The organism is Chryseobacterium indologenes (assembly GCA_016025055.1).
Classification (GTDB): domain Bacteria; phylum Bacteroidota; class Bacteroidia; order Flavobacteriales; family Weeksellaceae; genus Chryseobacterium; species Chryseobacterium indologenes.
On record CP065590.1, the window covers coordinates 870,079 to 883,070 of the forward strand.

10 protein-coding genes and 1 pseudogene are annotated in these 12,992 nt (G+C 36.5%); 4 read left to right on the plus strand and 7 right to left on the minus strand.

The features are described from left to right. The first annotated feature begins 132 nt into the window (after positions 1-132). The gene (dusB, locus tag H3Z85_03970; GenBank protein ID QPQ52619.1) at positions 133-1,128 is read left to right on the plus strand and encodes a tRNA dihydrouridine synthase DusB; all 996 of its coding nucleotides are present in this window, start codon (positions 133-135) and stop codon (positions 1,126-1,128) included. 50 nt (positions 1,129-1,178) lie between these two features. On the opposite strand, the gene deoC is transcribed toward dusB, so the two are convergent. The 5 genes and pseudogenes from deoC to H3Z85_03995 form a co-directional block, all read right to left on the minus strand. Next, positions 1,179-1,922 (minus strand): deoxyribose-phosphate aldolase, encoded by a 744-nt coding sequence (deoC, locus tag H3Z85_03975; GenBank protein ID QPQ52620.1) that lies wholly within the window; start codon positions 1,920-1,922, stop codon positions 1,179-1,181. A gap of 4 nt (positions 1,923-1,926) precedes the next feature. Further along, positions 1,927-2,397 carry an Lrp/AsnC ligand binding domain-containing protein gene (locus H3Z85_03980; protein QPQ52621.1) on the minus strand — a complete coding sequence of 157 codons (471 nt, stop codon included), beginning with the start codon at positions 2,395-2,397 and terminating at the stop codon, positions 1,927-1,929. Between the two features lie 27 nt (positions 2,398-2,424). Then, positions 2,425-3,360, minus strand: a complete 936-nt coding sequence (locus tag H3Z85_03985) for an endonuclease (protein ID QPQ52622.1) — start codon at positions 3,358-3,360, stop codon at positions 2,425-2,427. A gap of 371 nt (positions 3,361-3,731) precedes the next feature. Then, entirely contained in the window at positions 3,732-4,403 is a 672-nt protein-coding gene (gene trmD / locus H3Z85_03990; protein ID QPQ52623.1) for a tRNA (guanosine(37)-N1)-methyltransferase TrmD, read from the minus strand. Further along, positions 4,400-5,661: pseudogene (locus H3Z85_03995) on the minus strand (NAD(P)/FAD-dependent oxidoreductase). Before H3Z85_03995 ends, trmD begins: the two are co-directional and overlap by 4 nt. A gap of 65 nt (positions 5,662-5,726) precedes the next feature. On the opposite strand from H3Z85_03995, the gene H3Z85_04000 reads away from it, so the two are divergent. Continuing rightward, on the plus strand, positions 5,727-6,590 hold the full coding sequence (locus tag H3Z85_04000; GenBank protein ID QPQ52624.1) for a glycoside hydrolase family 25 protein: 864 nt from the start codon (positions 5,727-5,729) through the stop codon (positions 6,588-6,590). A 43-nt stretch (positions 6,591-6,633) separates the two neighbouring features. Here H3Z85_04000 and H3Z85_04005 read toward each other — a convergent pair whose 3' ends face one another. Next, positions 6,634-7,146, minus strand: a complete 513-nt coding sequence (locus H3Z85_04005) for a 5'(3')-deoxyribonucleotidase (protein ID QPQ52625.1) — start codon at positions 7,144-7,146, stop codon at positions 6,634-6,636. A 202-nt stretch (positions 7,147-7,348) separates the two neighbouring features. On the opposite strand from H3Z85_04005, the gene H3Z85_04010 reads away from it, so the two are divergent. Then, positions 7,349-9,244 (plus strand): ABC-F family ATP-binding cassette domain-containing protein, encoded by a 1,896-nt coding sequence (locus tag H3Z85_04010; protein QPQ52626.1) that lies wholly within the window; start codon positions 7,349-7,351, stop codon positions 9,242-9,244. Between the two features lie 140 nt (positions 9,245-9,384). Here the strand turns inward: H3Z85_04010 and H3Z85_04015 are convergent, their stop codons facing one another. Next, on the minus strand, positions 9,385-10,440 hold the full coding sequence (locus tag H3Z85_04015; protein ID QPQ52627.1) for a Gfo/Idh/MocA family oxidoreductase: 1,056 nt from the start codon (positions 10,438-10,440) through the stop codon (positions 9,385-9,387). 183 nt (positions 10,441-10,623) lie between these two features. Here H3Z85_04015 and H3Z85_04020 point away from each other — a divergent pair, with 183 nt between their 5' ends. Further along, on the plus strand, positions 10,624-12,957 hold the full coding sequence (locus H3Z85_04020; GenBank protein QPQ52628.1) for a TonB-dependent siderophore receptor: 2,334 nt from the start codon (positions 10,624-10,626) through the stop codon (positions 12,955-12,957). Positions 12,958-12,992 lie beyond the last annotated feature (35 nt).

Consider the following 12,992-nt stretch of genomic DNA (forward strand, 5'->3'; position numbering starts at 1 on the left):
TGACTCGCAAATAAGTTTTTTCAAATTCACGATCTATTAGTATTCGGAACTTTTCAGGCATACAAAACTCTCCCATCACACTCATAGATATTATCATATTTTAGAATGTTTAGAATTTTGTAAATTTGCACCATGATAAAAATAGGCAACATAGAACTGCCGGAATTTCCACTTTTGCTGGCTCCGATGGAAGACGTAAGTGATCCTCCGTTCAGACGTTTGTGTAAAATGCACGGTGCAGACTTGATGTATTCGGAATTTATTTCGTCCGAAGGACTGATTCGTGATGCTATCAAAAGCCGTAAAAAGCTGGACATCTTCGATTATGAAAGACCCGTTGGTATACAAATCTTTGGGGGAGATGAAGAAGCAATGGCCATGTCGGCAAGAATTGTTGAAACCGTCAACCCGGATTTGGTAGATATTAACTTCGGGTGCCCTGTAAAAAAAGTTGTTTGTAAAGGGGCGGGAGCAGGTGTTCTGAAAGATATTGATCTAATGGTGCGTCTTACGAAGGCAGTGGTAAGTTCTACTCATTTGCCGGTAACTGTTAAAACCCGTTTAGGCTGGGACAGTACCTCCATTAATATTGATGAAGTAGCAGAGCGTTTGCAGGAAACGGGGATCAAAGCCCTTACGATTCATGCCAGAACCCGTGCACAAATGTACAAAGGGGAAGCTGATTGGGAACATATTTCAAGAATCAAACAAAATCCGAATATTGAAATTCCAATCTTCGGAAACGGTGATATAGATTCTGCTGAAAAAGCATTAGAGTATAAACAAAAATATGCATGTGACGGGATTATGATCGGACGTGCGGCTATCGGTTATCCATGGATATTTAATGAAATCAAACATTTCTTTGCAACAGGTGAACATTTGCCTGCTCCTACGATTTCTGACCGTCTGTTAGCAGTACGTCAGCATGCAGAATGGAGCGCGGAATGGAAAGGAGAAAGATTGGGACTGGTTGAAATGAGACAGCACTACAGCAACTATTTCAGAGGTATTCCCCATTTCAAAGAATTCAGAAAAAAGTTTCTTGAAGTCTTTACCATGGAAGAAATGGACAGCCTCATTAAAGAGACTCAGCAATTCTACGAAGAATATCAGGCTCAGGTATAAAACAAAAAAACCATCAATTAAATTGATGGTTTTTTTTATTAAATTTTATTTTAGTATCCTCCTGATGAAGATTCATTTTGAATTAAAGCTAGTGCTGACGAGGTTCCTATTCTTTTGACACCCATGTTGATCATTTTCTCAGCATCTTCAGGCGTTCTTACTCCACCTGCTGCTTTTACAGGAAGTTTACCTGCATTATCCAACATGATTTTTATTCCTTCGAATGTGGCACCGTTCGGTTTTCCGCCGGTCGTTTCATAGAATCCTGTAGAGGATTTAACGAAAATATTGGCTAAATCATTTTCAGAAAAATTTTCTTCTGCCCAGTTAGAAATACTTTTGGTGAGATCAGCGATTTGCTCATCAGTCAATGCGGCAATCTCGATAATCCATTTAACAATTTTATGATGCTCAAGCGACAAACTTGTGCATTTTATAAATTCGTTTTTTACCAATTCCTTGTCTCCCTGAAGATAAGCATTATAATTAATGACAAAATCAAGTTCATCTGCACCGTCTCCAATTGCTTTTGATGCCTCTGCAAGCTTCTCATCAACTGAATACGTTCCTTCATGAAAACCGATCACAGTTCCCACTGCAACATTTGAATTTCTTTCCTGAATATATTTTTTGATTTCAGATACATAATCCGGACGAATCATCACGGCAAAAATACCATTATCAATGGCTTCCTGAGCCAGTTCTTTATCTTTTTGAAGAGTTGCTTCATGTGAAATCCCCGATTGTTCAGGAGTTTTCAGGTAAGTTGAATCCAAATATTGGGCTATGTTCATATCGTTATACTTTCAATTGTCTGTAAATACCTTGTTCCAAAGATATAAAAGTTTCTGTTCTTGTTACTCCTTTCAACTTTTGCAGTTTGCTAAGGATTTGCATCAAATGATCATTATCTTTACAAAGAACCTTAAGGAATATTGTATAATTTCCGGTTGTATAGTGGGCTTCCACTACTTCGTTGATATCATGCAAAGATTTTACCACTTCAGGATAATGACTTGGCTGATCCAAAAACACGCCGATGTAGGAAATTACCTTATATCCGATTTTTTTAGGATTAAGGAATGAAATTGAGTTTTCAATAACTCCCGCGTGTTCCAGTTTTTTAATTCTTTGATGTACTGCTGTAGTGGAAATCCCTACATTTTTTGAGATGTGTGCTAATGATGTTTTAGCATTATCCATCAACATGTAGATAATTTCTTTGTCGATTGAATCTAAATGATAGCTTGTGTTGCTCGAATTTTTCATTTCTACTTTTTTATTATTTATGTTTTTTTACTGTAAACTTTTAAATGTTACAAAAACCGGAAAATGATCACTATATCCTCCTAAATACCGGGTACCAGCGTATGTTCGGAAGGGTCTTCCTTCAAAATTTCTGGTCCTGCTGCTGATTTTTTCAGAATTAAAAATATGTGCACCCTGAAAAGCCAGTGTATTATTATCAAGAAGGGATCTCGACATAATAATCTGATCATACAGCAATCCAGATTTATAATGAAAAGTAGAATAATTTCTTGCAGAAAACAACTCCTGAAAAGGGTTCATCAAAACCTTCTCATGATCGTTGTCATAGAGAATTTGTACTAAATTTTCATCATCCGGGTTTTCGTTAAAATCACCACACAATATGACATGTTCTTTATCAGCGTTTACTAGTTTCATAATCCGCTCACGGATTTCGGCCAGGATAAAGGATCTTTTAGGTTTATTAATATCTTTCTCTCGCTTAGAGGGAAGATGCGCGATAAAGACATTAATAATTTCCCCTTTATACTTAACTTTTGAAAAAAGCACGTCTCTGGTTGTGTCGTAATTTCCTGTGTTTTTATTTATAATTTCAAAAAAGAAAGTAATGGTTTCAGAATCTATAACCTCTACTTTATTTTTATCATATAACATTGCTACATCTACCTTTCTTTCATCCATTGAATTGTAATGTACAATTCCATATTCAGCGTTGAAAGGTTCCATTTGAATAAGATCTTCCAAAACTTTCCTTCCGGAAACCTCGGATAATCCTATCATAAATGGCAGTATCCCATTTTCCTCCTTCATCAATTGAAATACGTGTGAGATTTTAAAAAGCTTGTTTTTATATCTCTTTTCATCCCAGTTCCGTAAGCCTGACTTTGTAGGATCTAATTTGTGTACAGGTTTAGGATCTGGTAAGAATAAATTTTCAACATTATAAAAAGAGAACAATTCCATCGACATTAATTTCTATACTTTATTATTTTGTTCTTTCTGTTAAATGTAAATTTATTTTTTTTCAAATTTTACTGATTTTTTAATCATTTCCTTGAATATTCTTCTAATTAAGAAACATTTCAAATATAACAAAAAAATCAACAAAACAAGATATATCAAATTAAATTTTCAATTATTGGTGATATTTACGTCACAAATCGAAATTTGAGCAACACTAAAAATCAAAATAATGAAAATAAAATTTCAACCAAAAACTATTTTTGCTAATATTTTACCTTTAATTTATTGATATAACAAATATTATTCCATTTAACATTTTGATAAATGGAATAGTTAAAAAGATTATGTTTGAAGGAATATTAGACGTATTTTTAAAGCAAATCGGGACGTTTTTCCTGGGTTATTCTTACCGCTTCATCATGGCGCCACTCTTCAATTTTACTAAAATTACCACTTAACAGAACTTTAGGGACATCCAACCCTTTATAACTTTCGGGTCTCGTGTAGATCGGCGGTGATAAAAGATCATCCTGAAAGCTATCAGTCAAGGCGCTCTGCTCATCATTTAAGACACCGGGAAGCAGCCTGATTACTGAATCCGCAAGAACACACGCCGCCAGCTCGCCTCCTGTAAGAACATAGTCTCCTATGGAAATTTCTTTTGTGATGTGAAGATCTCTCACTCTCTGATCAATTCCCTTATAGTGTCCACAAAGAAAAATAAGATTTTTCTTTATTGAAAGGCTGTTGGCAATTTTTTGATTCAAGGTCAGTCCGTCCGGTGTCAGATAGATCACCTCATCATAGTCACGCTGAGCTTTAAGTTCAGATATGCATTTATCCAATGGCTCTACCATCATGACCATTCCTGCGCCTCCGCCATAGGGTTCATCATCTATTTGCCTGTGTTTATTGGTTGCCCAATCTCTCAGATGATGAAAATGTACTTCTGCCAATCCTTTATCCATTGCTCTTTTCAGAATAGAGGTTTTAAATGGACTTTCCATCAATTCAGGAAGTACGCTTATGATATCAATTCTCATTGTAATGTTTCGTTTTTCTTAGTAGGTATAATAATTAATCTTAAAGAAGAATCTTTGTTGATGTAGCTCCACATCCAGTTAAAGAATATAGCAAGCTTATTTCGGACGCTCAAAATTAGCATTAAATGAAGAAACATCCAGAAATACCATGCTAAAAAGCCCTGGAATTTAATAAATGGTAAGTCTACAACAGCTCTGTGCTTTCCTATTGTTGCGAGCGAGCCTTTGTCATCATACTCATATTCTTTCCATTCATCCGGGATTTTCTTTAAAAGATTTTTACCTAAATTTTTTGCTTGATTAATGGCTACGTTAGCTACCTGAGGATGGCCTTGCGGATATTTAGGGGTCTCCATGTATGCAATATCTCCAATTGCATAAATATTTTCGTAGCCTTTTATTTTGTTGTATCGATCTACAATATATCTGTTTCTTACTAATTTTTCTTCCGGGAATCCTCCAACGACATTCCCTGTGACACCGGCTGCCCAGATTACATTATTGGACGGGATTTCTTTCCCGCTTTTCAAATGAACCTTATCACCGTCATAATCGGTAACAACCTCTCCACTAAGGAAAGTCACTCCAAGATCTTTAAGGTATTTTTCCGATTTGTCCTGAGCTTCCTTGCTCATTACAGCAAGGGGCTTCTCGGTGGAGCTTACCAAAATAATCTTCAGATGATCAAAATTCATATAAGGATAATCCCTGGGCAGAATATCTTTTTCATTTCTGCAAAAGCTCCTGCCAGCTCTACTCCTGTGGGACCGCTTCCTACAATGACAATATTCCAGTTTCCATCATCGCTTCTGCTCTTTTCAAGAATCAGTTTTTCAAAAGTCATTAACACATGATTTCTGATGCTGATGGCCTCCTGGGTATTTTTCATTCCGAAAGCTTTTCCTTCCAGTTCTTTATTGCCGAAAAAATTAGTTTTACAGCCTGTTGCAATGATTAATTTGTCATATGTAAATTCTGCTTCATCAGTAATTATTCTGTTATTGGCAGTGTCAATTTCTCTGACGTCTGTCATCCGGAACTGTGTATTTCTGGATTGCTGAAAAATTTTTCTGAAAGGGAAAGAAATATTGGAAGGTTCTATCCTTCCGGAGGCTACCTGATAAAAAAGCGGCTGAAACATATGATGATTCATCCGATCCAGAACAATTACTTTTTTGTTCTTGTTATTCAATGTTTTTGCAAGCTGCAGCCCCGCAAATCCTCCTCCTATAATGATGATTTTTTCGCGTGTTTCCATAATACACAAATTTACTGATTTTATTTAGCATTTAGCAGTGAAAAAAGTTAGTTTTGCAAAACTTTATGACACAAAAAAAGTACACCAAAAAAACTGCCAAACAAATCCACAAACACAGACGAAATAATTATTTTTTCCGTCGCAGGGTAATATTGGCAATCCTGATTCTGGCTTTAATCGGAACCGGTTTTTACCTGAAACAATCTATCAGCTATTATTATGCTTTGTACTTTAATAAATTTACCCATAAAAAACTTCACAACAGTGAAAAGGAGACCTTTAGGATTCAAAAAATACTCAGTGCCAATCTTGATAAAACATATGGTTTTGATGTTTCCCATTATCAGAACAGGGAAGACATCAAATGGGATAGTTTAAGCATCGGCAATAAGACCATTCCGCTCGAGTTTGTGGTAATGCGTGCCACTATGGGAAATAAAAGCGCAGATAAACACTTTGACGAATTCTGGGAAAAAGCAAAAAAGCACAACCTGATCCGTGGAGCCTATCATTTTTACAGAGCAGATGAAGATCCTATCATTCAGGCCAATAATTTTCTGGCCAATGTAAAACTGGAAAGCGGAGACCTTCCTCCGATTCTGGATATTGAAAAGATTCCAAAACGCAAAACCAATAAAAAGTTGGTGGAAGATCTGAAGGTCTGGTGTAAAATTGTAGAAGAAACCTATGGGGAGAAGCCTATTATTTATACTTATTATCACTACTACAAAGATTTCCTGAAAGGTGAATTCAAAGATTATCCTTTGTGGCTAGCCAATTATAATGATGTTCCGACTCCGTCTCCCGATGATCAGTGGGACTTCTGGCAATTCACAGAGAACGGAATCGTTCACGGCATCAATGCCAAAGTTGATCTTGATATCTATAACGGGAATTCCTGGTCTCTGAAAAGACTTACTTTAGATTAAAAAAGGAAGTTTGCAAAGCTACCTTCCTTTTTTGTGCCTGTTTTTATAATATATTCATTATTTCCTCCCAGGAATCTACTCTTTTGTAAGTTTCGTTTTCAATCAGTTCATTGTGAGGCTGTGTAAAGATGAATCTTTCTCCTTCAAAATGGTTTAAATTTTTAGGATAATCATCAATCATTACATCTCCGGAAACCACTCTTTTGCTTCCGCAAAGAACAATCTGTTCCCAGCTTATAAATGGGAAATGCTCTTCCAGCCAGTCGTATTTTTCACGTAAACTGTTAGGAAATTCCATGCCTGCAGATACGATATACAATTCATATTTATTGTTCAGGTATTCTATTGCTTCACGGCTTCCCTTCATTACCGGTAAGGTACGGAAAAAGCCAGGTTCGTTGACGTGTTTCTTGCCATTAGGAAAGGATTCAATTTCAGGCTTTCCTGACAAGGTACTGATCTCTATTTCTGTTCCTGAGTCTCTTTTTTCAAATTGTATCAGCTGATGATAAACATCTGCCATTACCCCATCCATGTCGACAATTACTTTTTTCATTATTTTAAATCAGGTTTTATATTATTTGTGATTGACTGTTATATCTATCAAATTTACTGAATCCTTTTTTGAGAGGACGGACACAGTTTATTAAAAAATTATCAATATTCATTTGTATATAGGAAGTTCCGGAAAATTTTATGATTACATTTTTGTATTTTTGCGGCTCAGTTTTAATTTAAAATCAAACTATTAATTCCCAATGAATTACGTTTCTGCCGAAAACCTTACCAAATCTTATGGTATCAAAGTTTTGTTCAAAAACATTTCTTTTCACATCAATGAAGGAGACAAGATTGCGATTGTTGCTAAAAACGGAAGTGGAAAATCTACTCTTCTGAAAATATTAATGGGTAAAGAAATTGCGGACAGCGGTACTGCGATCATTAATAAGGATATCCAGGTTGTTCTTTTTGACCAGGAAATTGATTTTGATCCTGATTTAAACATTGAGGAATTCATGATGACTTTGGATTCTGCCCCCATCCTTGCTCTTAAAAACTATCACAAATCCCTTCATTCAACCGACAATGATTTTATTGAAAAAGCATTAGCCGATATGGAAGCCCACAAAGCATGGGATTTGGAAAACGAGATGAAGCAGATTCTTTCGCAGCTTAAAATCACAGACCTGGAAGCTAAAATGGGCACTCTTTCGGGAGGGCAAATCAAACGTGTAGCATTGGCAAAGCTGTTAACGGAAACCAGAGCTGAACACAGACACACGCTGCTGATCATGGATGAGCCGACCAACCACCTTGATGTGAATATGGTGGAATGGCTTGAAAATTATCTGAATAAAGCAAAAATCACTTTATTACTTGTAACCCACGACCGATATTTCCTTGATAGTGTCTGCGATATTATCTGGGAAATGGAAGACGGCAATCTTTACACCCACAATGGTTCCTACGCAACCTATCTGGAAAATAAAATGATTCGCGAAGATAACCTTAACGCTACCATTGACAAAGCCAACAACCTTTACAGAAAGGAACTTGAATGGATGCGACGACAGCCCAAAGCAAGAACTACCAAATCAAAAAGCAGAATTGACTCTTTCTACGAAACAGAGAAAATAGCAAAAACCGACACCAGAAAAGACGGGCTGGAACTGGATTTTGAAATGAAGCGTCTGGGAAATAAAATACTCGAATTAAAGCATATTGATAAGAGTTTTGGCAGTAAAGTTTTATTGAAGGATTTCAGTTACCAGTTTCAGAGGGGAGAAAAAGTGGGAATTGTAGGTAAAAATGGTGCAGGTAAATCTACCCTGCTCAATATCATTCAGGGGTTTGAAAAAGCTGACCGCGGAGAAATTGAAACCGGAGAAACGATTTCTTTCGGATATTTTTCCCAGAAAGGCCTTACCTATAAAGAAGACGAGCGTGTCATTGATTTTATCAAAGAAATTGCAGAATTTTATCCTTTAGCTAACGGAAAAAGTCTTTCTGCCTCTCAGTTCCTGAGATTATTCCTTTTTGATGATCAAACTCAGTATAATCCGATTTCAAAGTTATCAGGAGGTGAAAAAAGAAGACTTCACCTGATGTATATTCTTTATCAGAATCCTAATTTCCTGATTTTTGATGAGCCTACGAACGACCTTGACCTTCCGACATTAACTGTTCTTGAAAATTTTCTGCAGCAATTTCAGGGTTCTTTGATTATTGTTTCTCACGACAGGTATTTTATGGACAGGATTGTAGATCACGTACTGGCTTTTGAAGGAGAGGGGAAAATAAGAGATTTTGTAGGAAATTTCTCAGAATACAGAGAAGCAAGAAGCCGTGAAGAAGCTTTAGAGAAAAATTCAGCAACAAAACCTGAACCTGTAAAAGAAGCTGCCTCTAATCCGCAAAATATTTCATCTTTACCTTCTAAAAAGAAAAAGTTAACTTTCAAAGAGCAAAAGGAACTGGAAACTATTGAAAAAGAAATGCCTGAACTGGAAGTGCAACGGGCAGATATTCTGGAAATGCTCAATAATGAAACAGACTACGAGAAGATTGCAAAATTATCTTCAGAACTGGAAACCGTCTCTGAAAAACTGGAAAACCATGAGATGAGATGGCTGGAACTCCAGGAAGAAATTTAATCTCTAATGTATAAGGTATGAATTATGAGTTGACCGGTAAAAAGTCGAAGGAAGGAAAGATTTGAATGAAAAATATTTCTGCTTCACTCACCGTCACTTACCTTAAAGTTTAAATCAACTCATAATTCATCATCTGTCATTTATAGTTTGATCACCTTCTCTTCTTTTGTACTTTCTACAGAAGCATCAATGATTTTCATATTCTGAATAACTTCTTTTCCCGGCGAAGGTAAAGCATATCCGAAAACGATATGTTCATAGATTTGCTGGTAATAATCCATATAATTTCCTGCCTCACTGGAGGTCGATACTCTTTCTGTTTCGGAGTTTTCATTTATAATATGTAAGATTCCGTCACTCTCTTTTAAAGGTTTCGTCCACTCTTTACCATATACAGGAATCGCTCCTGCTACCAGTTCATTTTCCTGATTATCGGTTCTTTCCTGCAGAAAGGTTCCCCTATCGCCATGAATTTTATAGGCATAATGATCTTCTTTGGTGAAAACAGAAGATTTCAGCCTTACTCTTAAGTGATCTTTATAAAATAAGAGGATTTCAAAATAATCGTTTGCAAACTCGCGTCCTTTCATCGAGAATACATCGGCGAAAAGCTTATCAGGATATCCAAAGTACTGTACAGCCTGATCTACCAGATGAGCGCCCAGGTCATGCAACGAACCTGAACCGATCTGATCAGGATTTTCTTTATGCTGCTTGCCACTTGGTGTAGTACGGAATCTGTCAAATCGTATCTCTGCTTCTTTAATGTTTCCCAGTTTTCCTTCTTTGAGAATCTTTTGAACCTGAAGAAAATCACGGTCAAATCTCCTGTTTTGGTAAACACTTAAAAACAATCCTTTTTCTTCTGCGAGTTTCACCAGCTCTTCAGCTTCAGAGACATTTACTGTAAATGGTTTTTCAACAATAATATTCTTACCTGCATCCAATGCCTTCTTTGCATATTCATAATGGGTCTGAACCGGAGTGTTAATAATTACCAGTTCTACATCTGCCTCCGCAAGCATTTCCTCGACGGAACGATAGATCGTTGCTTCGGGATACTTTTCTTTAGATTCTTCCTTACTTCTTTCTACAATAGCAGAAATGAAAAACCCCGGATGTTCTTTTAAAAAGGGGGCATGAAACACCTTCCCGCTCATTCCAAAGGCACAAAGCCCTGCTTTTACCAATTGCATATTCTAAAATTTTCAACAAATATATTCATAAAAAAGATGATGATAGCCGATCTGAAGCACTCATAGAAATAATCCATTTATTGAGCTACAAAAGAATGACAAAAATCATAAAATTATTTTTATCTATTCTAAACAAATACTTACATTTGCGCGTTATTTAAAACTGTTCTACATAAAAATAAAATGAAAAGACAACTACTTTCTTTAGGTCTTCTATTTACCGCTGTTTCATTGAGCGCACAGCTAAAAAACGTTGAAGCAGATACCATTAGAACCCAAACCATCGAAGATATCAATCTTCACAAAACCGGAAATCCAAATCAGGCCCGAACCTTATCTACGAAGTCTAACCTGACGGTAATGGAAAATCCTCAGCCGATTGCCATTGTTACTCACGAGATCATTGAACAACAACAGGCTAAGCAATTGAGCGATGTTCTTCAGAATGTCAACGGTATGTATGTGACCTCTTCAAGAGGAAATTCACAAGACAGTTTCGGGGGACGCGGTTTTGCTCTGGGAAATGACAATATTTTCAAGAACGGATCAAGAGTTAATAGTGGGGTTTTTCCTGAAGTAAGCGGTTTAGAAAGAGTGGAAGTCTTAAAGGGAGCCAACGCCATGCTTTTTGGTAATGCAGCTGCGGGAGGAATTATCAATATGATCACGAAGAAGCCGAAATTTAATTTTGGCGGAAGCATAGGATTAAATGGTGGAAGCTGGAATTCTTATAAACCTACGATTGACGTTTATGGGCCTTTGTCTGAAAATATTGCATTCAGAATGAATGGTGCCTATGAATATGCGGAGAGCTTCAGAGATGTTGTAAAATCTGAGAAACATTACTTCAACCCATCCTTTTTATTCAATATTAGTCCAAAATCTCAATTGATTGTAGAGGCAGATTATCTTAAAAATGATGTGACTCCTGACTTCGGAATCGGAACCATCACAAACAGAGACGGTTCTTACCAGATGAATGAGCTGTTGTCCAGAAATGCATTTTTAGGCACAGACTGGCAATATCAGAATGTGGAACAGCTTTCTACAAATGTTACATTCAATCATCAGTTTAATGAAAGATGGACATTAAATGCTATGGCATCTTATCAGAACTACACAAAAGATTACTTTTCTACAGAAAGAGTGCAGTGGGGATATGCAAAAAACTCCAACGATCTTGTTTGGAACAGACCTTTAAACAGAACTTATAACGAACAAAATTATACTTCTGCCCAAGTTAATTTAAATGGAGAATTCAATACCGGAAGAATTAATCATAAAGTCTTAATCGGTGCAGACGCAGATTACGGTTCTTCAGATTCATATACGTATTATAATCCTGCTATTTCTGATATGAAAAAGGCTGTATACGGAACTTCATATTTCTACGGAACCAATGGAGGATCTGATCTTTTAAATCTGAATAACCCGTCAACCTGGGCAAGCGGATCAATGCCGGACTCCAGAACCTATGAAAAGAACAGAATCAATACGAGAAGAATAGGTTTCTATGCACAGGATTTCATCAGTCTTACCAAGGAGTTTAAAGTATTAGCAGGTCTTCGTTGGTCATATGTTGAAAATATGCCGACCATCAATACGAAGTTTACAATTAATCAAAAGACTTTGGTGAATAACACTTCTACATCGGATCAGGCTATATCACCTAAAGTAGGCTTGGTGTATATGCCCAACAACGATCTTTCGGTATTTGCAACGTATACCAATTCTTTTGTGGCCAATTCAGGATATATGTCTAATGAAATTAATAATTTGGATACTTCAGGTGAATTGGCAGACGTACAGGCAAGAATTCGTAAGTTACCTCAGCAGGGTATAAAACCTACCACTGTAGATCAGTACGAAATAGGAGCAAAGAAGAATTTCTGGAACAATGCTCTGGCTGTTAATATAACTGCCTATCAGATCATTTATAACAATTATTACCAAAATTATTTTTATACTGCTGTAGACAATAAGGGAGTTACTTCAGTAATTACGCCCGATTCAAATTTAAAGGAATTAGCAGGTAAAATGCGAAGCCGTGGTGTAGAATTGGATATTACAGGTAATCCGACGGAAAACCTTTCCATCATTGCAGGATTCTCGTATAACAATTCTGTGTATATTGATACACCTGAAAAAGGATATGTTGAAAATCAAAGATTGGTAAGAACCCCGGCAACAACAGCTAATGCTTCAGTTTTCTACAAGTTTACCAATTATGTAAAAGGATTAAAAGTAGGTGCAGGTATTTACTATATCGGTGATAGAATTGCCGGTTGGAATGATTCCAAATCTACCAACATCTCCAGAAATGGCATCACAAGAATGATTCCTATAAAAGATTATACGACTGTCACATTATCTTTAGGATACGACTGGAAGAAATTCTCGATCCAGGGGAAAGTGGGTAATCTTTTTGATGTAGTGAATTATAACGTTCACGAGAACTATTCAGTGAATCCGATTACACCGAGAAACTATTATTTTACGCTGACTTACAGACTGTAAAAAACAAGTATATACCTACTTCAACACTAAAAGTG